At 59.9% G+C, this 22,731-nt stretch carries 26 protein-coding genes; 12 read left to right on the top strand and 14 right to left on the bottom strand.

Going from position 1 to position 22,731, the window contains the following annotated elements:
- Position 1: 1 nt before the first annotated feature.
- Positions 2-1,015: an AAA family ATPase gene (locus ACPYOP_RS12910; protein WP_481410780.1), complete on the bottom strand. Its 1,014-nt coding sequence runs from the start codon at positions 1,013-1,015 to the stop codon at positions 2-4.
- Between the two features lie 167 nt (positions 1,016-1,182).
- On the opposite strand from ACPYOP_RS12910, the gene ACPYOP_RS12905 reads away from it, so the two are divergent.
- The 3 genes from ACPYOP_RS12905 to ACPYOP_RS12895 are packed head-to-tail and all read left to right on the top strand — an operon-like array spanning position 1,183 to position 3,691.
- Positions 1,183-1,806: a DUF1285 domain-containing protein gene (locus ACPYOP_RS12905; RefSeq protein WP_481410779.1), complete on the top strand. Its 624-nt coding sequence runs from the start codon at positions 1,183-1,185 to the stop codon at positions 1,804-1,806.
- A complete protein-coding gene (locus tag ACPYOP_RS12900; protein WP_481410778.1) occupies positions 1,803-2,438 on the top strand; it encodes a CoA pyrophosphatase in 636 nt (211 codons plus the stop codon). Before ACPYOP_RS12905 ends, ACPYOP_RS12900 begins: the two co-directional genes overlap by 4 nt.
- Positions 2,435-3,691 carry a CCA tRNA nucleotidyltransferase gene (locus tag ACPYOP_RS12895; RefSeq protein WP_481410777.1) on the top strand — a complete coding sequence of 419 codons (1,257 nt, stop codon included), beginning with the start codon at positions 2,435-2,437 and terminating at the stop codon, positions 3,689-3,691. The genes ACPYOP_RS12900 and ACPYOP_RS12895 overlap by 4 nt, the downstream gene beginning before the upstream one ends.
- Positions 3,692-3,718: 27 nt before the next feature.
- On the opposite strand, the gene ACPYOP_RS12890 is transcribed toward ACPYOP_RS12895, so the two are convergent.
- The 3 genes from ACPYOP_RS12890 to hemF form a co-directional block, all read right to left on the bottom strand.
- A complete protein-coding gene (locus tag ACPYOP_RS12890; protein ID WP_120664587.1) occupies positions 3,719-3,904 on the bottom strand; it encodes a DUF1059 domain-containing protein in 186 nt (61 codons plus the stop codon).
- 145 nt (positions 3,905-4,049) lie between these two features.
- Positions 4,050-4,328, bottom strand: a complete 279-nt coding sequence (locus tag ACPYOP_RS12885; RefSeq protein WP_481410776.1) for a hypothetical protein — start codon at positions 4,326-4,328, stop codon at positions 4,050-4,052.
- A 187-nt stretch (positions 4,329-4,515) separates the two neighbouring features.
- A complete protein-coding gene (gene hemF, locus ACPYOP_RS12880; protein ID WP_481410775.1) occupies positions 4,516-5,427 on the bottom strand; it encodes an oxygen-dependent coproporphyrinogen oxidase in 912 nt (303 codons plus the stop codon).
- A 171-nt stretch (positions 5,428-5,598) separates the two neighbouring features.
- Between hemF and ACPYOP_RS12875 the strand changes: the two genes are divergently transcribed.
- Positions 5,599-5,859, top strand: a complete 261-nt coding sequence (locus ACPYOP_RS12875) for a hypothetical protein (protein WP_481410855.1) — start codon at positions 5,599-5,601, stop codon at positions 5,857-5,859.
- A gap of 88 nt (positions 5,860-5,947) precedes the next feature.
- Here the strand turns inward: ACPYOP_RS12875 and ACPYOP_RS12870 are convergent, their stop codons facing one another.
- Both ACPYOP_RS12870 and ACPYOP_RS12865 read right to left on the bottom strand, forming a co-directional pair.
- A complete protein-coding gene (locus ACPYOP_RS12870) occupies positions 5,948-7,093 on the bottom strand; it encodes a hypothetical protein (protein ID WP_481410774.1) in 1,146 nt (381 codons plus the stop codon).
- 94 nt (positions 7,094-7,187) lie between these two features.
- The gene (locus tag ACPYOP_RS12865) at positions 7,188-7,667 is read right to left on the bottom strand and encodes a tRNA (cytidine(34)-2'-O)-methyltransferase (protein WP_481410854.1); all 480 of its coding nucleotides are present in this window, start codon (positions 7,665-7,667) and stop codon (positions 7,188-7,190) included.
- A gap of 391 nt (positions 7,668-8,058) precedes the next feature.
- On the opposite strand from ACPYOP_RS12865, the gene ACPYOP_RS12860 reads away from it, so the two are divergent.
- Positions 8,059-9,912 (top strand): ABC transporter ATP-binding protein, encoded by a 1,854-nt coding sequence (locus ACPYOP_RS12860; RefSeq protein WP_481410773.1) that lies wholly within the window; start codon positions 8,059-8,061, stop codon positions 9,910-9,912.
- A 42-nt stretch (positions 9,913-9,954) separates the two neighbouring features.
- Here ACPYOP_RS12860 and ACPYOP_RS12855 read toward each other — a convergent pair whose 3' ends face one another.
- A complete protein-coding gene (locus tag ACPYOP_RS12855) occupies positions 9,955-10,230 on the bottom strand; it encodes a type II toxin-antitoxin system RelE/ParE family toxin (protein ID WP_481410772.1) in 276 nt (91 codons plus the stop codon).
- An 8-nt stretch (positions 10,231-10,238) separates the two neighbouring features.
- Positions 10,239-10,505: a CopG family ribbon-helix-helix protein gene (locus ACPYOP_RS12850; RefSeq protein ID WP_481410771.1), complete on the bottom strand. Its 267-nt coding sequence runs from the start codon at positions 10,503-10,505 to the stop codon at positions 10,239-10,241.
- Between the two features lie 207 nt (positions 10,506-10,712).
- Here ACPYOP_RS12850 and ACPYOP_RS12845 point away from each other — a divergent pair, with 207 nt between their 5' ends.
- Entirely contained in the window at positions 10,713-12,575 is a 1,863-nt protein-coding gene (locus ACPYOP_RS12845; RefSeq protein WP_481410853.1) for an ABC transporter ATP-binding protein, read from the top strand.
- 11 nt (positions 12,576-12,586) lie between these two features.
- Here ACPYOP_RS12845 and ACPYOP_RS12840 read toward each other — a convergent pair whose 3' ends face one another.
- Positions 12,587-13,558, bottom strand: coding sequence for an endonuclease/exonuclease/phosphatase family protein (locus ACPYOP_RS12840; RefSeq protein ID WP_481410770.1), 972 nt, complete (start codon positions 13,556-13,558; stop codon positions 12,587-12,589).
- Between the two features lie 469 nt (positions 13,559-14,027).
- Between ACPYOP_RS12840 and petA the strand changes: the two genes are divergently transcribed.
- From petA to ACPYOP_RS12820, 4 genes are all read left to right on the top strand, one after another.
- Positions 14,028-14,606: a ubiquinol-cytochrome c reductase iron-sulfur subunit gene (gene petA, locus ACPYOP_RS12835; protein WP_481410769.1), complete on the top strand. Its 579-nt coding sequence runs from the start codon at positions 14,028-14,030 to the stop codon at positions 14,604-14,606.
- Between the two features lie 14 nt (positions 14,607-14,620).
- On the top strand, positions 14,621-15,901 hold the full coding sequence (locus ACPYOP_RS12830; RefSeq protein WP_481410768.1) for a cytochrome b: 1,281 nt from the start codon (positions 14,621-14,623) through the stop codon (positions 15,899-15,901).
- A 21-nt stretch (positions 15,902-15,922) separates the two neighbouring features.
- Positions 15,923-16,789: a cytochrome c1 gene (locus tag ACPYOP_RS12825; RefSeq protein WP_481410767.1), complete on the top strand. Its 867-nt coding sequence runs from the start codon at positions 15,923-15,925 to the stop codon at positions 16,787-16,789.
- A 116-nt stretch (positions 16,790-16,905) separates the two neighbouring features.
- Positions 16,906-17,448, top strand: a complete 543-nt coding sequence (locus tag ACPYOP_RS12820; protein WP_113251094.1) for an adenine phosphoribosyltransferase — start codon at positions 16,906-16,908, stop codon at positions 17,446-17,448.
- 148 nt (positions 17,449-17,596) lie between these two features.
- Here ACPYOP_RS12820 and ACPYOP_RS12815 read toward each other — a convergent pair whose 3' ends face one another.
- Positions 17,597-18,064, bottom strand: coding sequence for a MaoC family dehydratase (locus ACPYOP_RS12815; RefSeq protein ID WP_481410766.1), 468 nt, complete (start codon positions 18,062-18,064; stop codon positions 17,597-17,599).
- Positions 18,061-18,525, bottom strand: a complete 465-nt coding sequence (locus ACPYOP_RS12810) for a MaoC family dehydratase (protein WP_481410765.1) — start codon at positions 18,523-18,525, stop codon at positions 18,061-18,063. Before ACPYOP_RS12810 ends, ACPYOP_RS12815 begins: the two co-directional genes overlap by 4 nt.
- A 183-nt stretch (positions 18,526-18,708) precedes the next feature.
- On the opposite strand from ACPYOP_RS12810, the gene ACPYOP_RS12805 reads away from it, so the two are divergent.
- Positions 18,709-19,827 carry a hypothetical protein gene (locus tag ACPYOP_RS12805; protein ID WP_481410764.1) on the top strand — a complete coding sequence of 373 codons (1,119 nt, stop codon included), beginning with the start codon at positions 18,709-18,711 and terminating at the stop codon, positions 19,825-19,827.
- Positions 19,828-19,848: 21 nt separating this feature from the next.
- Here the strand turns inward: ACPYOP_RS12805 and ychF are convergent, their stop codons facing one another.
- The gene (gene ychF / locus ACPYOP_RS12800) at positions 19,849-20,952 is read right to left on the bottom strand and encodes a redox-regulated ATPase YchF (protein ID WP_481410763.1); all 1,104 of its coding nucleotides are present in this window, start codon (positions 20,950-20,952) and stop codon (positions 19,849-19,851) included.
- 235 nt (positions 20,953-21,187) lie between these two features.
- On the opposite strand from ychF, the gene clpS reads away from it, so the two are divergent.
- Positions 21,188-21,499 carry an ATP-dependent Clp protease adapter ClpS gene (gene clpS, locus ACPYOP_RS12795; protein ID WP_184354072.1) on the top strand — a complete coding sequence of 104 codons (312 nt, stop codon included), beginning with the start codon at positions 21,188-21,190 and terminating at the stop codon, positions 21,497-21,499.
- 16 nt (positions 21,500-21,515) lie between these two features.
- On the opposite strand, the gene ACPYOP_RS12790 is transcribed toward clpS, so the two are convergent.
- Together ACPYOP_RS12790 and pth are read right to left on the bottom strand one after the other, a co-directional pair.
- Entirely contained in the window at positions 21,516-21,941 is a 426-nt protein-coding gene (locus ACPYOP_RS12790; RefSeq protein ID WP_481410852.1) for a GNAT family N-acetyltransferase, read from the bottom strand.
- A gap of 55 nt (positions 21,942-21,996) precedes the next feature.
- Positions 21,997-22,713, bottom strand: a complete 717-nt coding sequence (gene pth, locus ACPYOP_RS12785; RefSeq protein WP_481410762.1) for an aminoacyl-tRNA hydrolase — start codon at positions 22,711-22,713, stop codon at positions 21,997-21,999.
- Positions 22,714-22,731: the final 18 nt, after the last annotated feature.

Below are 22,731 nucleotides of genomic sequence, written 5' to 3'. Positions count from 1 at the left end.
CTCATGGTCTCGACTGTTTTACCAGTCCTGCGATGACATCGCGCACGGACATGCCTTCGGCGCGGGCCGCGAAGGTCAGCGCCATGCGGTGTTCCAGCACGGGTTCGGCCAGCGCATGCACGTCGTCGATCGACGGTGCGAGCCGGCCTTCATAGAGTGCGCGGGCGCGGGCGCAAAGCATCATGGCCTGGCCGGCGCGCGGGCCGGGACCCCACGCGACATGTTTGTCGGTCGAGGCATTGCCCTGGCCCGGGCGGGCGGAGCGCACCAGAGACAGGATTGCATCGACCACGCCGTCACCAACCGGCATCTGCCGGATCAACTGCTGGATTTCCAGCAGGCGCTCGGCATCGATAACCGCCTGCGGCGTCGCTTCGCTCAAGCCCGTGGTTTCAAGCAGGATGCGGCGCTCGTCGGCAAGCTCGGGATAATCGACATCGACCTGCAGCAGGAAGCGGTCGAGCTGGGCTTCCGGCAGCGGATAGGTGCCTTCCTGCTCCAAAGGGTTCTGCGTTGCGAGAACGTGGAAGGGAGCGGGCAGGTCGTAACGCTGGCCGGCGATGGTGACGTGGTATTCCTGCATGGACTGCAGCAGGGCCGATTGTGTGCGCGGCGAGGCACGGTTGATCTCGTCGGCCATCAGCAATTGCGCGAAGACTGGCCCCTTGACGAAGCGGAAGGAGCGGCGGCCGCTCTCGTCTTGATCCATCACTTCGGAGCCGAGAATATCCGACGGCATGAGGTCCGGAGTGAACTGCACGCGGTTGGAGTCAAGGCCGAGGACTGCGCCGAGCGTGGTCACGAGCTTCGTCTTTGCGAGGCCTGGCACGCCGACGAGCAGGGCGTGACCGCCGGCGAGCACGGCCAGAAGCGTGTTCTCCACGACGCTTTCCTGGCCGAAAATGACCTTCGACACCTCCTCGCGAATGGCGGCAATATCGCTGAGCGCCTTTTCGGCGGATGCGATGATGGCCTGCTCGTCGAGACTCGTTTCGGTCGATTTGATCATGCCCATTTGCGTCTCCAATGGCAGAAAAACGGTGCGCGTGATTCGCAGACGTTACACATTTGCCTCATAATCAATACAACTTATCGCCACCAAGACGGCTGACAAGCACGTTTCAAATGACTATCTCGTGAGAACTGTCATATTTGTGACTAACGACCAACCGGGACAGAAGAATGGCAACCGAGGAAATCAAGGCAACGGGCGACGCCGCGAGCCTCGCGGCGCTGATTTCGCGCGCAGCCGGCGATAGCGGCGGCCGCAAGAAGGGTCTGCCACCCGTCGATCGCTGGAATCCGCCGTTCTGCGGCGATATCGACATGGAAATCAGGGCCGACGGCACCTGGTTCTATCTGGGCACGCCGATCGGCCGCGCGCCGCTGGTGCGGCTGTTTTCCACCGTGCTGCGCAAGGATGCGGACGAGAAGACCTATCTCGTCACACCTGTGGAAAAAGTCGGCATTCGCGTTGTCGACGCGCCTTTCGTGGCCGTCGAGATGAGCGTGACGGAGCGCGACGGCAAGCGCGTGCTGACATTCCGCACGAATGTCGGCGATGTCGTCGAAGCGGGCAGGGACCATCCGATCCGCTTCATCATCCGCGGCGAAAATGACGAGCTGAAGCCCTACCTGCATGTCCGCGGACGTCTCGAGGCTCTGGTGACGCGCGCGGTCATGTACGATCTCGTCGAACTCGGCGAACCCGTTGAAATTGCCGGGCGCGAGATGTTCTGCGTGCGCTCCGGGGGGACGATCTTCCCCGTCATGCCGCTTGCCGAACTGGATGCACTGACTCGATGAGTGAATTCCCTCTTTATTCCGCGGATGAATTCCGCCGTCGCGCCCTCAACCAGAGCGGCGGCCCGATCGATCTCGCCTGGCGCGATCATGGCGATCATCTGCTTAATCCGGAGACGATAGCGCAGGTCGCGGACCTGAAGCTGAAGGATGCCGCCGTACTCATACCGGTCGTCGACAGCGGCGACGATGCCAAAGTCATCTTCACACTGAGGACATCCACCCTGCGCAAGCATTCCGGCCAGATCGCCTTTCCGGGCGGCGCGATCGATCCGGAGGATGCCTCGCCGGAAATGGCGGCGGTGCGCGAGGCGGGCGAGGAGATCGGGCTTGCCGATATCTTCATCGAGCCTGTCGGGCGGCTGCCGCATTATCTGGCCGCCACCGGTTTTCGCATTACGCCCGTTCTCGCGGTCGTGAAGCCCGGCTTCGATCTGGCTCTCAATCCGACAGAGGTGGAGGATGCCTTCGAGGTGCCGCTCTCCTTTCTCATGGATCCCAGCCACCATGTCACCGACACCATGCTCTGGCAGGGGAGCGAACGGCATTTCTACCGCATGCCTTACGGTCAACGCATGATATGGGGCATTACCGCGGGCATCGTCCGCACGCTTTATGAAAGGCTCTATACATGACGTCCGTTGCCAATGAGGCCTGGTTTCGCGATAAGGCGCTGCAGCGGGTGCTGTCGTTGCTCGATGCCGATGGCGGCGAAGGACGCGTGGTCGGTGGTGCCGTACGCAACAGCCTGATGGGGCTGCCGGTCGCCGATATCGACATAGCAACCACTCTCTTGCCGGAAGCCGTCATCGAAAGAGCCGAGGCGGCGGGGATCAAGGCAGTACCGACGGGCATCGCGCATGGCACCGTGACCTTGGTTATCGACGGAAAACCGTTCGAAATCACTACTTTGCGTCGCGACGTTGAGACCGACGGGCGCCGCGCCGTGGTCGCCTTCAGCCAGGATTGGCAGGCAGACGCCGAGCGGCGCGACCTGACCATCAATGCGCTTTATGCGTCCGCCGATGGCGAGGTCGTGGATCTCGTCGGCGGTTTGGCGGATCTCGAGCGCCGCAATATTCGTTTCATCGGCGATGCGGCTACGCGGATCGCCGAGGATTATTTGCGTATCCTGCGGTTCTTCCGCTTCTTCGCCTATTATGGCAGCGGCCGGCCGGATGCGGATGGGTTGCGCGCCTGCGCCGCTGCGCGGGCGAAGATATCAACGCTCTCCGCCGAGCGCGTCTGGTCGGAAATGAAGAAGCTTCTGGCGGCTCAGGATCCGGGCAGGGCGCTGCTCTGGATGCGCCAGGTCGGCATATTGACCGAAGTCCTGCCGGAAACCGAGAAATGGGGTATCGACGCCATTCCCGGACTTATTTCAACCGAGCAGGCCCTCGGATGGCCGGCGGAGCCGTTGCTGCGGCTTGCCGCCATCGTGCCGCCGGATACGGAAAGGCTTGCCAAGCTTGCCGAGCGGCTGCGTCTCTCGAAAGCCGAAGGAGTCTATCTCCAGGCATGGGCGAACGCACCTGCCGTCAAGGATGATATCTCGGAAGCGGCCTTCGACCGCCTGCTTTATCGCCACGACCCATCGGGCGTCGCGGTTCGCCTGAAGCTGGCGCTGGTGACCGCGCGAAGCAAGGCAGAGAGCGATTTTGAGGAGATGGGACGTGTCGCGCGGTTGGGCAAGCTGCTGGAACGAGTGGCAAAATGGAAAAAGCCCGCATTCCCGCTCAGCGGCGCGGATGCGCTGGCCGCGGGTATTGCCGCCGGGCCGCGCGTCGGCGAGCTTCTTGGCAAGCTCGAGCAGGAATGGCTCGACGGAAACTTCAAGATGAACCGGGCGAGCCTTCTCGCCCGACTGAAGGAATTGGCCGCCGCGTGATATCGAGGCCTCGTGCCTACCCCCTAATCAGGCCGCGTTGGCCTCATCGCGAATGCGTGCCTTGATATTGTCGACCATGTTTTCGCGGATGGTTGTTTCGCCATGCGCCTCGCGCATATGCTCGACGGCGCGGCGAACCACTTCGGCGTCGTCCTTGGCGCGAGTATGCCAGGAACAGCCGGGCACGAGCGTACCACATTCGAACAGTCGCATATCTTCCTCCTCATTTCCCAATAGGTTCCGGTCCCTCACGCCGAAAAGCATAGTGGCCGAAAGGCATGGGGGCTAAACGCGGTGGACGGAAAAAAGTTTCTGCCGCCGGCGAGCTTCCCGCTTGCCGGCGGCAGTCTTCCAGATTTCAATCCGGCATTGCCCAGGATTTGAAGCAGTCCGATGACTGATACTTCGTAATCGGTGGCTGTCTTGCCGAACGATCGGCCGCGAAGCGGGCGATGTCGTTCGGCGATTTGCCCGCCAACTGCATCCTCACCTGTTCGATGAAGCAGGATAGCGGCAGATCGGATCCGCTGCGGATCCGCATATCTTCGGCCAGCCGGACGACAAATTCCGGACTATCGACCGTGCGTGACAGTTTCTGCTCTTTCGAAGCTTCGGTGACGTGTTTCTCTGCTCCCATTACAACCTCCTCCGATTGAAACGAGCATTAGGTCACTTAGGCACTCCTCCCGCCGATTTCTTATCCGATCGACTCGTGTCGGATATCCAAAGCGTGTCGCGATCTTTCAGATTCGCCCATTACGCTCCGCATCGCCTGCTTTCGCATGCCGTTATCGCAAAACGCCGCCACCCTTGCGCGACATATATCAGGGCCAACGCACCACCGGCGGCAGAGACGAAAGAATGGACTCCACGTTGCCGCCCGTCTTCAGTCCGAATATTGTACCCCTATCATACAGCAAATTGAACTCCACATAACGTCCGCGGCGAATTAATTGCTCGTCGCGGTCCTCTTCCGTCCATGTTTCGTTGAAATTGGAGCGGACGATGCGCGGGTAAACCATCGTGAAGGCGCGGCCGACGTCGCGCGTGAAGGCGAAATCGGCATTCCAGCCGCCGGCTTCTTCCGTAGAATGCAGCCAGTCGAAGAAGATGCCGCCGATGCCGCGCGGTTCGTTGCGGTGCTTCAGGAAGAAATATTCGTCGCACCAGTTCTTATAGTGCTTGTAGTCGGCGACGGAGTGGCGGTCGCAGACGATCTGCATGGCGCGGTGGAAGAGTGCGCTGTCGGCATCTTCCTGGGTGCGTCGGCGATCGAGCATCGGCGTCAGGTCGGCACCGCCGCCGAACCATTGGCTCGTTGTGACAACCATGCGGGTATTCATGTGCACGGTCGGCACGTTCGGATTGACGGGATGGGCAATCAGCGACAGTCCGGAGGCCCAGAAGCGAGGATCTTCTTCGGCGCCCGGAATCTGGCTGCGAAAATCGGGAGAGAATTCGCCATGGACCGTCGATGTATGGACGCCGACCTTTTCGAAGACGCGGCCTTCCATCATGGACATGCGGCCGCCGCCGCCTTGGCCCTTGTCTCGTTGCCAGTCCTTGGCGACGAAGCGGCCCGGTTCCTGGTCGGAAAGGGGGCCGGTCAGCTCGTCCTCCAGCTGCTCGAATTCCGCGCAGATCGTGTCGCGCAGGCCTTCGAACCAGTGTCGCGCCGCTTCTTTCTTTTCTTCAATATCCTCGGGTAATCCCTTGGGAAGATTGGGTCGTTCCATGCATGCTCTCCGACGGTGCGAGCAACCGGCGGCCCGCGATTCGCGCTGTATGTATCGTGATTTGGAATATCAGCAAGATTGCGGCGCAGCCAGTGCAGCAACGTCGCAGGAGAATCGACTCGCAAATTTCACAATGCGGTATTATGTTCCCTCTCTCAAAGGCGAGGTTTTATCATGAGGATACCTGGACCGCCGCCCCTGGATGGGTTGAGACGCAGAATATTCCGTTACCGGCAGGAACATCCCACTGGCGGGAAAAGCGAATTCGTTCGCGAGACCTTTTGTCTCAGTCGCCCCGAAGCGCGTGAAAAGGCGCGTGAATGGTTCGACGAATTTCCCAAGGCTGCCTATTGGACCGAAGTCGAAAGCTGGCGTCAGGTCGACGGCGATCGCATCGAGTTCACCATGCGGCGCCTGCCATCGGCGGATTGACCTGAAAGAGATAACCGCCTGCAGTGATGGGCGATGGGGCTGACACATGTTCCAGTGTGTTTGCGGCTATCTTCTATTTGTAATCAGCTCAATGCGGCTTGGGTGACTGTGCGTCATCCGATGTGCCTGATCCGGCAGGCTGAATGCCGGGCAGGATGCCGCTGGAAAAGGCTTTCCTGACCTTCTCGATCGTTGCCGTGTGCCCACCGCCTGGAACCAGAGGTGAGAGCGCCTGTGCCGTCGGCTGGGCCGGGGCATCGAATGTTGCGGCTTGATGCTGTTCCGCTTTCGGATCTTCGATGATCGGCGATGCCGCGAGGATCTCCCTGAGCGTGGTCGTTACAGGCAAATGGCCGCCCAGATCGGTGTTTGTGTGATGCCATGCCTGCGAAATGCGCCGATCGGCCTCGATGAAGGCGCGGGAGTTGATTTCGCCGAACCAGTCCCACTCGCCCATGACATCGACGATATCGGTGAATACGGGCGGCATGGCGATGCGAGTGCCGATCGTCACGATCTTCGTATGCCGCGCCAGCTCCGCAACTCGTCCTTCATTCTGTTTCGAGAGGTTATGCAGGGCGGCAGAAAGGACGAGATTGCCCTTGGAGTGGCCCGCCAGCAGAGGGAAGGAGAGGCGAGGATCGGCGAGAAGCGCCTGCACGGTTCTGGTGTCCAGGCTGGTGCTGGCAGCAGTTCCATCACGCTGCGCTCCAACCCTGGGCCGGCCGGCAAGATCATCCAGGCTTTCAAGCAGCGGCCGCAGACCTCTCAAATGACCGAAGAAAAACGATCCGCCGAAAGCTTCGGTGATGACATCGGCGATGCCGTAGCCCGAGACGACGACCGCGACCGGCGCGTCGACCGCATCGGCGACGTTGCGGGCAAAGGCGGCCGCTCCGAGCGCGGAACCGCCGATGCCGGCGACTGCGAGCGCCCGGGCATCGGCACCGCCGCGCAAGACGAATTCATCGATGGTTTCGCAGAGGGTGAGCGCCCCAAGACCGCTCGGTGGCACGAGCAGGATCGCGCCCTCGGCGGCGAGCGAGTCACTGATGTAGAAGGCTTCCTCGGGTGTGATGACCGTGACGTCGTAGAACAGCGCATCGAGAGCCAGGTTCCGCTGGCGAAGGCCTTCAAGCGCGAGGTTGCGCAAAGGGGAGTGCTGGAGCCGTTCGGGGAGGCTCAATGTACGTGCGAACTGGGTAAGGAAAAGCGTGAATGCCGTCTGGAACATGGGTCACCTCGCCAAGGCTGCCTGAGTTTGAGCATTCCAGGGCGAAGCTTCTCACACTTTATCCGGCGTGCCAACGGCTATTCGGGTGCGGCATTCAGGCCTGGGATGCGGGCGATGACCATCGCGCTTGCCGCAGCGCTTCGCCCGAAATCATGGCCGCCGACATTGCGACATTGATGGAGCGCTGGCCCTCGACCATGGGGATCAGGACCCGGCCATCGGCCTTTTCGTGCACATGCTCCGGCACGCCGGCGCTTTCTCGGCCGAAGAGGAGAATATCGTCGTCGCGGAAGGCAAAATCCGTATAGCGCTGTGCCGCTTTCGTCGAAGCCAGCACCAGCCGTCGCCCGCTTTCCTGTCGCCATGCCTCGAAGCGCTCCCAGTTGACGTGTCTCGTCAAGGTGACGGCGGCGAGGTAGTCCATGCCGGCGCGCTTGAGATTGCGGTCCGATATGTCGAAGCCGGCCGGCTCGATGATGTCGACGCCGAGGCCGAGGCAGGCTGCAAGCCGCAGGATCGTGCCGGTGTTGCCGGGGATGTCGGGCTGGTAAAGGACGATGCGCAGTTTTGTCATGCGCTGCAACTAGCGAAAACTCCCCTGTTTGTCTTCGATTTTCCTCGATCCCTCGATTTTTGTGATGTCTCCCATCAGCAGAATTGAAGGTTTCAGCCCATTTTTCAGGCATATTTCGCTTTTCAAAAGAGAAATGTCGCGCTAAAAGACACTCGCTCTACAACCAGCGAAATAGGAGGCGCAGATGGATATCACCTTTGTAATGATGCGCCTTCGTGCCGTGAACCCACGGTTCTGAACAAGCGCTTTAAGGCGCTCCTTCGCAGGTACCTCCTTTTTCGATTCATTTCGCGGCCATATGGCCTCGTTCTTTCATCGTCCGGCCACCATATCAATCCGCGACCTTTAGGCGCAGAAGGTGGTCAAAAGGTCGAGTCTCTGGAGCATTTCAATGTTTGGCTGGTTCGAACGCCGACTAAATCCATTCCCGAGCGAAGTGCCGGATACTCCGCCGCGCGGCCTCTTCGCCTTCTGCTGGCACTATTCAAGGCCGGCGCTGCCATGGCTCGTCGCCATGAGCATTCTCACCATGTCGATCGCGATCGGTGAAGTCGCGCTATTCCAGTTCCTTGGCGATATCGTCGACTGGCTGACGAAGGCGGACAAGGCGACCTTCCTGCAGACCGAATGGCACAAGCTGTTCTGGATGGGCGCGATGGTGCTCGTCGGCCTGCCGCTCGCGGCGATACTCGACAGCTTCATCATGCATCAGGTGCTGCTCGGCAACTATCCGATGATCGCGCGCTGGCAGATGCACCGCTTCCTGCTGCGCCACAGCATGACCTTTTTCGCCAACGAGTTCGCGGGCCGTGTCGCGACCAAGGTGATGCAGACCTCGCTTGCCGTGCGCGAAACGGTCATGAAGATCCTCGACGTCTTCGTGTACGTCGTCACCTATTTTCTGTCGATGATCCTCGTCATCGCTGCAGCCGACTGGCGGCTGATGATTCCGATCCTGCTCTGGCTCGGCGTCTATGTTGCCATCGTCGCTTACTTCGTGCCGGTACTGCGCAAGATCGCCGCGCAGCAGGCCGATGCACGCTCGACGATGACGGGCCGCGTGGTCGACAGCTACACGAATATCGCCACGGTGAAGCTCTTCTCGCACGCGGGTCGTGAAGAGACCTATGCCAAGGCCGGCATGGAGGAATTCCTCAATACCGTCCATAAGCAGATGCGCAAGGTGACGCTGTTCCACGCCTCGGTCTATTTCAACAACTGCGCGGCGCTGTTCATCGTCTCGGCTCTGTCCATCTGGTTCTGGCTCAGCGGTTCGATCTCGGTCGGCTCCATTGCCATTGCCATCGGCCTTGCCATGCGCGTCAACGGCATGTCGCAGTGGGTGATGTGGGAAGTCTCGGCGCTCTTCGAGAACATCGGTACCGTCTATGACGGCATGGAGATGATGACGAAGCCGCACGATATCGTCGACAAGCCTGCTGCCTCGCCGATCGTTGCCAAGCAGGGTGCGATCCGCTTCGATCACATTCGCTTTCATTACGGTAAGGCGAAGGGTGTGATCGAGGATCTGAGCCTCGACATCCGCGCTGGCGAAAAGGTCGGCCTCGTCGGCCGGTCCGGTGCCGGCAAGACGACGCTGATGAACCTGCTCTTGCGCTTCTACGATCTGGAGAGCGGCCGCATCACCATCGACGGCCACGATATCGCCGGCGTGACGCAGGACAGCCTCCGCTCGATGATCGGCGTGGTGACGCAGGATACGTCGCTGCTGCATCGCTCGATCCGCGACAACATCGCCTATGGCCGTCCGGATGCGACTGACGAAGAGGTGATCCAGGCGGCCAAGCGCGCCAATGCCTGGGACTTCATCGAAGGACTGGTCGACATGCAGGGGCGCACGGGACTGGATGCGCAGGTCGGCGAGCGTGGCGTCAAGCTCTCCGGTGGCCAGAGGCAGCGTGTCGCGATCGCCCGCGTTTTCCTGAAGGACGCACCGATCCTGGTGCTCGACGAGGCAACCTCGGCGCTCGATTCCGAAGTGGAAGCGGCGATCCAGGAAAACCTCTTTGCCCTGATGCACGGCAAGACGGTGATCGCCATCGCCCACCGCCTGTCGACGCTGACCGAGATGGACCGCCTCGTCGTTCTCGACAAGGGCCGGATCATCGAGATGGGGTCGCACCAGGAACTGGTCCAGAACGGCGGCATCTATGCCGAGCTCTGGAGCCGGCAGTCCGGCGGATTTTTGGCAGATCACGAGGAGGCCGAGGCGGCGGCGGAGTGATGAATGGAACGATTGGGGCGCTTCGGTGCCCCAATCGTTGTTTTAACGATCTTCTCGTCCGTGCCATATGCGCAGGATGAAAACAGTCGAGCCTGCAATTTCATAGCGCATTTCATAAGCGCCTATCAGAATGCGCCTGACGTCGCGAGGCTCGAATTCTTCAAGTCTTTCACCGATGCGTGGATGCTGAAGGAGCTGCAGCGGAGCGGATGAAAGAGTTTGCGCAGCTTTGATTGCCGCAGGCCTGTTGACCGGCGCCAGAAAGTCGTAGACGCGGATCAGATCGGATTGCGCTTTTGCAGTCCACTTGATTTCCATCAGCGGGATTAAGCCTCGTCTTCCGACGCGCCCAAGCTGCGCACCCAATCTCCGATAAGCTGATGGTCGACAACATTCCCGGCATCGACATCAGCCAGAGCCTCAAGTGTCAACCTGTGGCGCTCTTCCTGCAGAGCGACCCAATCGTTGAGCGCTTGCTTCACGATCCATCCTCGAGAGCGCTCCAGTCGAGCGGCTATTTGGTCGACTTTTTCCGCCAACGACAACGGAACATGGGTCGTCAGAACTTTCGTGTCAGCCGTCTTGTTGCTCATTTCGATTGTGTCCTATCTCTCGTTACAAGATAGGCGAATGATGAATTTTGTATAGCTATTTATCGGTTTCAATCTTTCTGATTAAGTTTGATTGATGTGCAATAATATACTGGATCCAAGTGCTGCAGCTGAACATGAAGAAAATATAACCTTTCCCGCGGCATGCCGTCGGTTTGCTCGGGTCTCGAAATTCCCTATATCGCTTCCATGCTCATCCGCTCCGTCTACCGTCTGTTCGAGACCTGGATTGATCCTTATTACCGCAGCGGCGATCTCCGGCCGCCGCGGTCGCTCGGCGCCTTCATTTGGTATTATGTCCGCCAGGCCAAGGGGCCTTTTCTGGCGATGGCAGCGCTTGGCGGCGCGGTCGCCATGCTTGAGGCGGCGCTGTTCTGGTTCGTCGGCCATCTGGTCGATATTCTCGACAAGGTGAAGCCGGGCGAGGGGTGGAGCGGACTGCTCGCCGGCCACGGCGCGACGCTGCTCGGCATGGTCTTCGTCGTGCTTGTCGTGCGCTTCGTGGTTGTCAGCCTCGGCGCGCTGGTCGAGGAGCAGGTGGTCGTCCCGGGATTTTTGAACCTCGTACGCTGGCAGGCTTACCGGCATGTGGCGAGACAATCGATCGAGTTCTTCCAGAATGATTTTTCCGGCCGTGTCGTCACCAAGGTCTGGTCGGCGGGGCAGGCGACGGGCGATCTCGTCGTCTCGCTGCTGCAGGTGGTCTGGTTCATCATTATCTACGCCGCCTCGACCATCGCGCTGGTCGGCGGACTGGATTGGCGGCTTGCGCTTGTGATCGCGGTCTGGATCGGCGTCTTCTCCCTGCTTGCGCGCTATTTCGTGCCGCGCATCCGCCGGCATGCGCGCAATGCGGCCGAAGCGTCCTCGATGCTGAACGGGCGCATGGTCGATGCCTATGCCAATATTCAGACGCTGAAGCTCTTCGGCCGCGAAGAACAGAACGACCACTATATCCGCAGCGGCTTCGACCGCTTCCAGGCGGCCGTCATGCCGTTTACGCGGCTGCTGACCGGTGTCCGTTCGTCGCTGGCACTGCTTTCCGGCGTCATGATCACCACCATCGGTGCGCTGGCCGTTCATCTCTGGCTATCCGGCGAGATTTCGACCGGTGGCGTCGCCTTCACACTCAGCATGGTGCTGCGGCTGAACATGCTCTTCGGCCGCATGATGGCGCAATTCAACGCCATTATGCGCAATCTCGGCACGATCCAGAATTCGGCCGAAATGATCTCCGAGCCCATTGGTCTGGTCGACCGACCCGATGCGAAGGATCTGACCGTCACCGGCCCGGAAATCCGTTTCGACAACATCACTTTCCATTATGGGCGCGGCGGCGGCGTCATCGACAATTTCTCGCTCAATGTGGCTGCCGGCGAGAAGGTCGGCATTGTCGGCCGATCGGGCGCGGGCAAGACGACGCTCGTCAATCTGCTGCTACGTTTCTACGATCTCGAGGGCGGCCGTATCCTGATCGACGGCCAGGACATTGCCGCCGTCCGGCAGGAGTCGCTGCGCGGCGCGATCGGCATGGTGACGCAGGATACGGCGCTGCTCAATCGCTCCATTCGCGACAACATCCTTTTCGGCCGCCCCGATGCCGCGGACGAGCAGATGGTGGAAGCGGCGCGGCAGGCAGAGGCGGATCGCTTCATTACCGCTTTGGAGGATCAAAAGGGACGCACGGCCTATGCGGCCCATGTCGGTGAGCGCGGCGTCAAGCTTTCGGGCGGTCAGCGTCAGCGCATCGCGATTGCGCGCGTCATGCTGAAGGACGCGCCGATCCTGGTGCTCGACGAGGCGACATCGGCGCTGGATTCTGAGGCCGAGGCCGTGCTGCAGTCCAACCTCGATACGCTGATGAAAGGCAAGACGGTTCTCGCCATCGCGCACCGGCTCTCGACCATTGCCAAGCTCGACCGATTGATCGTTATCGACAAGGGCAAGATCATCGAAGAGGGCACGCATGACGAGCTGATTGCCCGCGGCGGTCTCTATTCCGAGCTCTGGGCACGCCAGTCCGGCGGCTTCATCGCGGTGGACGCCGATTGATCTTATCGGATCTAATTGACTGCCGCGGTATTGGCGCCAGTGGGGCGTGGCACGCTGAATTCCGTCATCAAGCCAAAATGGTTCGAGCCCATCGCATCGCGGATTTGCTTGACGGATACCAACCGGAGCGGTGCGCGAGCAAAGACGTGATCGATGGTGATGCCATAGGCGCCTAAAGCGATCGGCCAGGTCGCAGGTTCGGGGAAGGCGTGGCGAAGGCCGGTCGCGGCCAGAAAATCGCGCATGTCGGGAGCGGTAAGCGACGCGTTGAAGTCTCCTGCGAGAATCAATGGCCCTTTCACGTCGTTGAGGGCAGGGGCGAGAAGGCCGAGCTCGATCTGGTGGAAGGCATCGAAATAAGGCTTGCTCAAATGAACGGAAGCGAAATTCACGGGCTGGCCGTCCATGTCGATGGTGGCCAGAATGAAGCGATTGTCCCAAAGGCTGCCGAGGCTGCGCATGAGCTGGGTCTGGAACGGCCGTTTCGACAGCAGCAGGGAATCGCAATCGGTGGTCATCACGCCGCAGCCGATGCGGTAAGGATAGGCCTTGGTGATGCGGTCTATCTCGGAAAGGATTGGTCCCGCCTCGAAAATTTCGACGACATCGGCCTTCGAGGTGACGATGAGATCGGCAATACGGGCACCGTTTTCGAAATTGCTGTCCTCGATGTTGAAGGACAGGAGCCTGAAATTTCCACCGCCGGCCTCTGCCGAGGCAACGAGGGAAGAGGCTGCGTATTGCTGGAGCATCAGGACCGAATGAACCAGCAGCACCGTTCCGGCCGCGGTCAGGAATAGTGCGTACCAGTGGCGCTTGAAGACGAACGCGATCAAGGCAAGCAGGATCGCAAAGAGGCTTACGTGGGTCTGCAGGCTTTCGAAGAAGGCCAGAAACCAGGAATCGGCAACATAGCGCGCCGCAAGAATTCCCAGCGCCAGCGTGGCGAGAACGCATAGAACGCAATAAATCGTGTGTCTCATGGCAAGTTCTCGTGCTTCATGTTCCGATGTTTTGACGACACAAGGCAACGGTGACAATCGTCCACAGATCGCAAGACAAATCCATTTGGTTTTAAGAGGTAAGGCTCATGCCGACGATGGACCAAAGATGCGATGATCGTGGCGATTTTTGCAATGCAGCATTGAAACTATTGCTTATTTTGCCGTGCGGCACGAGAAAATACTATGTGAATCCGCTGTTTTTTCATGTGCTTAACCTCAGGCCGCCGCGAGAGGGGAGTTTAAGCCTCGGGCCTGCGACGCAATAGCGCGTTTTTGCCGCGACATTGTGCCCTCTCCCCTTGCCAAGACTGGACATAATTTGCGATCAAGCTTAGAACGCAGCGGGTTACGGAGGAATCTATGGCGGAATTATGGTCGCGATGATTCGCCGTTAGTGAGAGGGGTACCGCGGTTTTTGCCGTGGTTTGCGGGAAGAGGATGTGCAGCCTTGAGCGAGCATAGTACGACAGTTGAGTCCACCGGCGAGCCGACTCGTCGCGATTTCCTTTATTTGACGACAGGTATGGCCGGCGCGGTGGGTGCGGTTGCCGTCGCATGGCCGTTTATCGACCAGATGCGGCCGGACGCATCGACACTCGCTCTTGCATCCATCGAAGTCGACGTGTCGAGCCTGGAGCCTGGCATGTCTCTCACGGTGAAGTGGCGAGGCAAGCCCGTTTTCATCCGTAACCGCACGCAAAAAGAAATCGACGATGCCAAGGGTACGCAGATCTCGGACCTGAAGGATCCGATCGCTCGTAACGCCAATCTCCCGGCAGACGCACAGGCGACCGATGTCGCCCGTTCGGCCGGTGACGGCAAGGAAAACTGGCTCGTGATGATCGGTGTCTGCACCCATCTCGGTTGCATCCCGCTCGGCCAGGCAGGGGAATATGGCGGGTGGTTCTGTCCCTGCCACGGTTCGGTTTACGATACTGCCGGTCGCATCCGCCATGGGCCTGCGCCGCAGAACCTCTTCATACCGCAATATGCGTTCACGTCTGAAAAGAAGATCAAGGTCGGTTGAGGGGGAGCTGAATCATGAGTGGTCATTCGTCTTACGAGCCATCCACAGGGCTCGAAAAATGGGTCGACGCGCGGCTTCCGCTGCCGCGTATGGTCTATGACAGTTTCATCGCCTATCCGGTCCCGCGCAATCTGAACTATGCCTATACGTTCGGCGCCATGCTGGCCGTCATGCTGCTTTTGCAGATCCTGACCGGGGTCGTTCTCGCCATGCATTATGCGGCCAATACGGCGATCGCCTTCAATTCGGTCGAAAAGATCGTCCGCGACGTCAACCATGGCTGGCTTCTGCGCTACATGCATGCCAACGGCGCGTCCTTCTTCTTCGTGGCCGTCTATCTCCACATTGCACGCGGTCTCTACTACGGCTCCTACAAGGCGCCGCGTGAAATCCTCTGGATTCTCGGCGTGATCATCTACCTCTTGATGATGGCGACCGCCTTCATGGGCTATGTTCTGCCCTGGGGCCAGATGTCCTTCTGGGGCGCGACCGTCATCACCGGCTTCTTCTCGGCCTTCCCATGGGTCGGCGACTGGATTCAGACCTTCCTGCTCGGCGGCTTTGCCGTCGACGATCCGACGCTCAACCGCTTCTTCTCGCTGCATTATCTGCTGCCGTTCATGATCGCGGGCGTTGTCATCCTGCATATCTGGGCGCTGCATGTGACGGGCCAGACGAACCCCACCGGCGTCGAAGTCAAGCTGAAGACGGATACTGTCTCTTTCACGCCCTATGCGACGCTGAAGGATGCGCTCGGCGTCTCCATCTTCCTGCTGGTCTTTGCCTATTTCGTCTTCTATCTGCCGAACTTCCTCGGCCATGCCGACAACTACATCGCGGCCAACCCGCTGAAGACGCCGGCCCACATCGTTCCGGAATGGTACTTCCTGCCGTTCTACGCGATGCTGCGCTCGATCACCTTCAACATCGGTCCGATCGACTCCAAGCTTGGCGGCGTTCTGACCATGTTCGGCGCGATCATCGTGCTGTTCTTCCTGCCCTGGCTCGATACGTCCAAGGTTCGTTCGGCCGTCTATCGCCCTTGGTACAAGCTGTTCTTCTGGCTGTTCATTGCCGATGCAGTCCTGCTCGGCTGGCTGGGCTCGCAGCCGGCGGAGGGCATCTACACCACGGCTGCGCAGTTCGCGACGCTGTTCTACTTCCTGTTCTTCCTCGTCGTCATGCCGGTGCTCGGCATAGTCGAGACACCGAGGCGCATTCCGAATTCGATTACGGAAGCGGTTCTTGAAAAGCAGGGCGGCGATAAAAAAGACGCCGTCGCGATGAGCGCCTGAGCGGTTGGAAGGAAGAAAACGATGAAAAAGATTGTTGCCGGCCTTCTCTCGCTCGCCCTGATCGGCGGCTCCTTGACGGTAGCCGCCGTGGCGGCGGAGACGAAACCTGCCGCGGAGAACGAAACGCCGCATTATCCGCTGAAGGAGCCGCGCGAGCAGCATTGGACCTTCGCCGGCCCGTTCGGTTCCTACGACAAGGCCCAGCTACAGCGTGGTCTGAAGGTCTATACGGAAGTCTGTTCCGCCTGCCATTCGATGAAGCTGGTGGCTTACCGCACACTGGAAGATCTCGGCTACACGGAAGCCCAGGTAAAGGCCTTTGCCGCCAATTATGAAGTGCAGGACGGACCTAACCCTCAGGGTGAGATGTTCACCCGTAAGGCGCTTCCGTCTGATCATTTCAACTCGCCGTTCCCGAACGACGAGGCTGCCGCGGCCTCCAACAACGGTGCGGTGCCGCCCGACATGTCGCTGCTTGCCAAGGCGCGTGAAGTCGAACGCGGCTTCCCGCAGTTCATCTTCGATATCTTCACACAGTATCAGGAAGGCGGCCCGGACTATATCTACTCGCTGCTGACCGGGTATGAAGAGCCGCCGGCCGGTTTCAAGGTGCAGCAGAACTCGCATTATAATCCGTATTTCGATGCGGCTGCGACCTTTGCGATGCCGAAGCCGCTTTCGGATGGGCAAGTGACCTACGACGATGGCGCGCCGCAGACGGTCGACCAGTATGCGCGGGATGTGTCTGCATTCCTGATGTGGACATCCGAACCGCATCTGGAAGATCGTAAGCATCTCGGCTTCATGGTCATCGTGTTCCTGCTGATCTTCTCCGTGTTGATCTATCTCACCAAGCGTTCTGTCTATGCCAAGGCCGGCGCTCACTGAGTATTGCGATGCTTCAACGAAAAGGCGGCCCGTCGAGGCCGCCTTTTTTGTTGGTATGGAGCGCCGGTCTTGATAGGGTGCGGCCGGCCCTATCACAGCCTGAGAGTACGTATTTCATGAACACTATTGCTTCGGAGCTCGCTGCCAGCATCCGCTCCATTCCGGACTATCCCAAGCCCGGCATCATCTTTCGCGACATCACGACAATGCTTGGCGATGCCAGGGCATTCCGTCGCGCCGTGGACGCGCTGGTGCAACCCTATGCCGGCACCAAGATCGACAAGGTCGCCGGCATGGAAGCGCGCGGCTTCATTCTCGGCGGCGCGGTGGCGCATCAGCTGTCGTCCGGCTTCGTGCCGATCCGCAAGAAGGGCAAGCTGCCGCACGATATCGTCCGCATCGCCTACAGCCTGGAATATGGCGTGGACGAGATGGAGATGCATCGCGATGCCGTCAATCCGGGCGAGAGGGTCATTCTCGTGGACGATCTCATCGCTACGGGCGGCACCGCCGTCGGCGCGACGAAGCTTCTGCGCCAGATCGGCGCCGAGGTCGTTGCCGCCTGCTTCGTGATCGATTTGCCTGATCTCGGCGGCCGCAAAAAGCTCGAGGAACTCGACGTGCCGGTGCATACGCTGGTGGAATTCGCCGGACACTGAGTGTTCTCATTGACCTCGCGGGGCAATCTTTCAGGCCCCGTTAGAGCATTTCCGCTTTTCTTCGAATCGCGAAAATGCTCCATCTTCTTGTTTTTGCGCATTCCGGACGGAAAACCGCTGCGCACTTTTCCTGGAATTGCTCCAGTCGCTATTCAAAGGCCAGCACGGTGCTTTCGAAGCGCAGGGCCGGGGTGCCATGCTGGTTTATGCCGTCACAGGCGAGTGTGTAGAGCGCCCAGCCGGGGCGTGAGGCAAGTGGCCGGCTGCCGAGGATCGCGACACCATAGGTGATCGTGTCGCCGGCAAAGACCGGTCGTAGCCATTGCAGGTTTTTGAAGCCGGGCGAGGGGCCGAGAGTGGGCGGCGTCCTGCCCTCGGCCGTCAGCCGCGCGGTTTCGGACTTCCAGTAATCGACGAAAGTGCGCATCCACACGGAGCAACTATGCCAGCCGGAGGCGCAGAGCCCGCCGAACAAGGATTGCCTGGCCGCTTCCGCATCCATGTGGAAGATCTGCGGATCATAGCGCGAGGCGAAGCGGACGATGCCTTCCGGCGTGAAGGTATGGCTGCCGATCTCGATGCGTTCGCCGATGACGTAAAGTTCGCTCATCTTCATGCGGATATCTCCGCGCCGGCGCGCATGCGGATCATCGTTGCGTTCTCCCCGAGGCAGACGAGCTCGCCGCGCTGGTTCTCGACCTCATGACGGAACTTGACGATGCCGATGCCGGGGCGGGAGCGCATGGGGCGTACCTCGATGACAATGGACCGGCCCGACAGGGTATCTCCGGCTAGAACCGGTTTCTTCCATTCCATGAAATCGATGCCAGGCGCACCCTGCGCATCGGTGGCGAGGAGGTAGGAATCGCACATCATGCGCATGAACATGGACGATGTATGCCAGCCGGAGGCCGCGAGACCGCCGAGAATGCTGGTGCGGCCTGCTTCCTCATCCAGATGCATCGGTTGCGGGTCGAATTCCCTGGCGAATTCTATGATCTCCGCCGCCGTCACATGTTTGGGGCCGAGCGGAAATTCCCGTCCCGGCTGAAAGTCTTCGTAGACGAGTTTCGTCATATTCGTCACAGGCCTCCTCATTCCGTTCGTGCGCAATCGCATGCCGGGCGGGAAGGGCGCAAGTATTTTCGCAACGGCAGCGGACAACAAGGTGCGGTGAGGGCATGCCAGTACCCGCAGCCCTTGATTGTGTCCCGGCAATATGGTGAGGCTGCACAACATCGTCACGAAGCAAGGACAGACATGAGCGATCTCAAGACCGCGCTGGAAGGCGCCGCCGGCGAGGGGATCATTTCCCCGGATCAGGCTATCCGGCTTTTGCCCTATCTGACCGAGAGAAATATCGGTGTCGGCGCATCGCCCATTCGGAGCGGTCTTTCGCAGCCGCGCGAGGATGATCTGGCAAATCCGCTCGAGGACAGCGAAGCGCCGCGCTTCATCCGTGGTTTTCATGATGTGCTGATCACCATCGGCATCATCGTATTGCTTGCCGGGCTATGGGGGGTTACGGGCTTCTTCGGGCCACTGCCGGCGATTATCATTCTTGCCGAAATCCTGGTGCGTCGCCAGCGATTGGCGCTTCCGGCCGTTGCGCTGACCATCGCGCTGGCGCAATGGATCATCACCGTCTCGTTGGTCTATCTCGATCCGGCCGACGATGGCCGATCTATCATGGTAGACTGGATGATGATGACGCTTCCGTTTCCGCCGCTCTTTGCCCTGTTCTATTGGCGCTACCGCGTGCCGTTGTCGCTGGCAATGCTGCTATTCTCGCTATTCGCCCTGTTGTTGGCCGCAGTCTTCTACATCATAGGGCTGGTGACAGCTGTGCCGAACGTGGTGCTTGCCTATCCACTGCAGTCGATTTGCATCATGTTTGTGGCCGCGCTCGGGACATTCGCGGTCGCGATGTATTTCGATCTCAGCGATCCCAAGCGCATAACACGACGCTCGGATGTTGCCTTCTGGCTGCATCTCGCGACCGCGCCGGCGCTGCTCTACACGTCGAACCTGCTCGCATTCATGCTTGAGTTCGGCAATGACAGCGCCATTTTAACCGAGATTCAGAATGGTAGTTACGCGCGGGCGGCGACCATCGTCGTCATCGTGGCGGTTATGATGCTGATCGGCCTTATCATCGACAGGCGCGCTTTCGTAACGGCTGGTTTGCTTTCGCTCGGCGTGGCGATCGGCACCATTTTGCGGCAGAACAACGCCGCGCTCGACAAGGTGAGCTTCATCGTGCTGATGATCGTCGGACTGGTCGTATTGGTGATCGGCGTCGGCTGGCCGCATCTGCGCCGCGCCACGGTGCGGCTGCTGCCGGCATCCATACAGGGAAGATTGCCGGCGCTCAGGTGAGGCCGGCAATCTCTTCATTCTTTAGGCGTTGAACAGGAAGTTGAGGACATCGCCGTCCTGGACGACATATTCCTTGCCTTCGGAGCGCATTTTGCCGGCTTCCTTGGCGCCGACTTCGCCGTTGTAGGCGACGTAGTCGTCATAGGCGATGGTGCTGGCGCGGATGAAGCCGCGCTCGAAATCCGAATGGATGACGCCGGCCGCCTGCGGAGCCTTCGTGCCCAGTTCGATCGTCCAGGCGCGTGTTTCCTTCGGCCCGACCGTGAAATAGGTGATGAGGTGCAGCAGCTTGTAGCCGGCGCGGATCAGCCGGTCGAGGCCGGCTTCGTCGAGGCCGAGCGCGGAGAGGAATTCGATGGATTCATCTTCGGGCAGCTGCGCTACTTCCGCTTCGATAGCGGCGGATATGATCACCACTTCGGAATTCTGCTCCTTCGCCATGACTTCGACCGCAGCCGTATGCTCGTTGCCGGTAACGGCATCGGCCTCGGCGACGTTGCAGACATAGAGCACCGGGTGCGAGGTCAGCAGGTTCAGGCTCTTGAGGATGCGGATTTCTTCGGCATCCAGCTTCGAGAGCAGCGTGCGGACTGGCTTGCCTTCCTGCAGCAATGCAAGCGACGCATCCATGATCGGCAGCATCGCCATGGACTCCTTGTCCTTGCCGGTGGCGCGCTTGCGCGTCTGCTCGGTGCGGCGTTCGAGGCTCTCGAGGTCGGCGAGCATCAGCTCGGTCTCGATCGTTTCGGCGTCGGCAACCGGATTGATACGGCCTTCGACATGGGTGATGTCGCTGTCTTCGAAGCAGCGCAGGACGTGCACGATGGCATCGACTTCGCGGATATTGGCGAGGAACTGGTTGCCGAGACCTTCACCCTTCGATGCGCCGCGCACGAGGCCGGCAATATCGACGAAGGAGATGCGCGTCGGGATCAGCTCCTTCGACTTGGCGACCTCGGCAAGCTTGCGCATGCGCGGATCGGGAACCGCGACTTCGCCCGTGTTCGGCTCGATCGTGCAGAACGGATAGTTCGCCGCCTGCGCCGCCGCCGTCTTGGTCAGCGCGTTGAACAGAGTGGACTTGCCGACATTCGGCAGCCCGACGATACCGCATTTGAAACCCATGGCACCTTGTCCATAACTTGAAAATCTTTGCTGTGCCTATGGGGGAAGGGCCGTTGCGGGTCAAGTCTTGTGCGGGCAGGGAGGCTCTTTTCTGTCGAAAGAGAGGCTGAAGTCGTTCGAATGCTGCGCTGCGCATTGTTTCAGAGAAGCCGTCGTCCTTGAATGGTGTACTGCGCTGCACTATAATTTCCCTATTAGCCCAAAGCCCCTTTCCCTGTCGTCAACGGTGATGCCGATGAGTGACAATGATGTTGTCCTGAAACCAAAGACTAAAACCAAGCCGAAGGTCGAGAGGCCGAAGCTCTACAAGATCATTCTCGTGAACGACGATTATACGCCGCGGGAATTCGTCATCATGGTGTTGAAGGCCGTCTTCCGCATGAGCGAGGAGGCCGGCTATCGCGTGATGATGACGGCGCATAAGCTCGGCACCTGTGTCGTGATGGTCTGTGCGCGTGACATTGCCGAGACGAAGGCGCAGGAGGCGGTCGATCTTGCCAAAAGCGCCGGCTTCCCGCTGATGTTCACGACCGAGCCGGAAGAATAGGAACGGCTGCTGCCCGTTAGGTAGCCGAGGGGCGGCGGACCTGGAAGCCGGTCTTATCCTGCGTGAACCCGCAATTGGCGTAGAAGCGCAGCGTTGCCGGGTTCTTCGAGCCGGTCAGCAGCATGATTTTGTAGCAATTCCGCTCCCAGGCGCTTGCGAAAGCTTTGCGGATGACCGTGCCGCCAAGGCCTCGCCGACGGTAATCGGCGTGCGTTGCCACATTCTCGATCAAGGCATAGGGCGCACCGCCCCGCGTGAGATTTGGGATGACGATCAGCGTCACGGAAGAGACGGCCTTGTCGCCATCAAAGGCGGCGAAGATCGTCATGCCTGGATGGCTAAGGATTTCCGCAAAGCGGTTCTCCGCCAGTCGCAGCTCCAATATCGGATCGCCCACATTCAGGTGTCGGTAGAGCGCAAGCAGCGTCGGCAGGTCCGTCATCGTGACGGGCCGGACGACGATATTTGCGATATCTTCGGTCGCGGCGTCCGACACCTCAATTGTCCTTCTTGCCGAACATCCTCTTCAGCATTTCCGCCATCGGACCGGTTTCCGGGATCTTCGGCTGGCTGTGATTGCGCGCCTGGTGAATATGAGATTTGGCCGGCGCCTTCTTCTCCGGCTTCGGTGCGTCTTCTTCCGCCTTGCCGCCTAGAGCAAGCGCGATCTTGTTCATCAGCTGCGAATCCTCGCCCCGCACCAGCATGTCGGCATTGTCGGCAAGCGTGTCGAACAGCGGCTCCAGCCAGCTTTGATCCACTTTGGCGAAATCGCCGAGAACGTGATTGTGTACGAGCTCCTTGACGCCGGGATGACCGATGCCGAGGCGCATGCGCCGATATTCCTTGCCGCAGTGGGCGTCGATCGACTTGATGCCGTTGTGACCGCCATGGCCGCCGCCGGTCTTCAGGCGCGCCTTGCCGGCCGGCAGATCGAGTTCGTCGTAGATCACCACAAGGTCGGAGGGCTGAAGCTTATAGAAGCGCATGGCTTCGCCGACGGCTTCGCCCGAGAGGTTCATGAAGGTCTGCGGCTTGATGAGCAGCACCTTTTGGCCACCGAGCTCGCCTTCGGAAATCTCCGCCTTGAACTTTTTCGACCAGGGCGAAAAGCTATGGCGGCGATAGATCGCATCCACGGCCATGAAGCCGATATTATGGCGGTTGCCCTGATATTTGGCGCCCGGATTGCCGAGGCCCGCGATGAGAAGCATGCGCTTCACCCCTTGGAA

It is taken from the genome of Rhizobium sp. KNZ2-6A (assembly GCF_056755475.1).
This window is presented reverse-complemented; position numbering and strand designations above follow the sequence as displayed.

Coding starts and splice junctions, on each gene's coding strand:
- ACPYOP_RS12815 (WP_481410766.1), bottom strand. CDS start 18,064: ATGAAGATGAGCGAACTTTACGTCATCGGCGAACGCATCGAGATCGGC.
- ACPYOP_RS12805 (WP_481410764.1), top strand. CDS start 18,709: ATGAGCGATCTCAAGACCGCGCTGGAAGGCGCCGCCGGCGAGGGGATC.
- ACPYOP_RS12840 (WP_481410770.1), bottom strand. CDS start 13,558: ATGAGACACACGATTTATTGCGTTCTATGCGTTCTCGCCACGCTGGCG.
- ACPYOP_RS12810 (WP_481410765.1), bottom strand. CDS start 18,525: ATGACGAAACTCGTCTACGAAGACTTTCAGCCGGGACGGGAATTTCCG.
- ACPYOP_RS12850 (WP_481410771.1), bottom strand. CDS start 10,505: ATGAGCAACAAGACGGCTGACACGAAAGTTCTGACGACCCATGTTCCG.
- hemF (WP_481410775.1), bottom strand. CDS start 5,427: ATGGAACGACCCAATCTTCCCAAGGGATTACCCGAGGATATTGAAGAA.
- ACPYOP_RS12845 (WP_481410853.1), top strand. CDS start 10,713: ATGCTCATCCGCTCCGTCTACCGTCTGTTCGAGACCTGGATTGATCCT.
- ACPYOP_RS12830 (WP_481410768.1), top strand. CDS start 14,621: ATGAGTGGTCATTCGTCTTACGAGCCATCCACAGGGCTCGAAAAATGG.
- ACPYOP_RS12885 (WP_481410776.1), bottom strand. CDS start 4,328: ATGGGAGCAGAGAAACACGTCACCGAAGCTTCGAAAGAGCAGAAACTG.
- ACPYOP_RS12905 (WP_481410779.1), top strand. CDS start 1,183: ATGGCAACCGAGGAAATCAAGGCAACGGGCGACGCCGCGAGCCTCGCG.
- ACPYOP_RS12895 (WP_481410777.1), top strand. CDS start 2,435: ATGACGTCCGTTGCCAATGAGGCCTGGTTTCGCGATAAGGCGCTGCAG.
- ACPYOP_RS12865 (WP_481410854.1), bottom strand. CDS start 7,667: ATGACAAAACTGCGCATCGTCCTTTACCAGCCCGACATCCCCGGCAAC.
- ychF (WP_481410763.1), bottom strand. CDS start 20,952: ATGGGTTTCAAATGCGGTATCGTCGGGCTGCCGAATGTCGGCAAGTCC.
- ACPYOP_RS12910 (WP_481410780.1), bottom strand. CDS start 1,015: ATGGGCATGATCAAATCGACCGAAACGAGTCTCGACGAGCAGGCCATC.
- ACPYOP_RS12900 (WP_481410778.1), top strand. CDS start 1,803: ATGAGTGAATTCCCTCTTTATTCCGCGGATGAATTCCGCCGTCGCGCC.
- ACPYOP_RS12790 (WP_481410852.1), bottom strand. CDS start 21,941: ATGACGGACCTGCCGACGCTGCTTGCGCTCTACCGACACCTGAATGTG.
- ACPYOP_RS12860 (WP_481410773.1), top strand. CDS start 8,059: ATGTTTGGCTGGTTCGAACGCCGACTAAATCCATTCCCGAGCGAAGTG.
- ACPYOP_RS12820 (WP_113251094.1), top strand. CDS start 16,906: ATGAACACTATTGCTTCGGAGCTCGCTGCCAGCATCCGCTCCATTCCG.
- ACPYOP_RS12855 (WP_481410772.1), bottom strand. CDS start 10,230: ATGGAAATCAAGTGGACTGCAAAAGCGCAATCCGATCTGATCCGCGTC.
- ACPYOP_RS12890 (WP_120664587.1), bottom strand. CDS start 3,904: ATGCGACTGTTCGAATGTGGTACGCTCGTGCCCGGCTGTTCCTGGCAT.
- pth (WP_481410762.1), bottom strand. CDS start 22,713: ATGCTTCTCATCGCGGGCCTCGGCAATCCGGGCGCCAAATATCAGGGC.
- clpS (WP_184354072.1), top strand. CDS start 21,188: ATGAGTGACAATGATGTTGTCCTGAAACCAAAGACTAAAACCAAGCCG.
- ACPYOP_RS12825 (WP_481410767.1), top strand. CDS start 15,923: ATGAAAAAGATTGTTGCCGGCCTTCTCTCGCTCGCCCTGATCGGCGGC.
- ACPYOP_RS12870 (WP_481410774.1), bottom strand. CDS start 7,093: ATGTTCCAGACGGCATTCACGCTTTTCCTTACCCAGTTCGCACGTACA.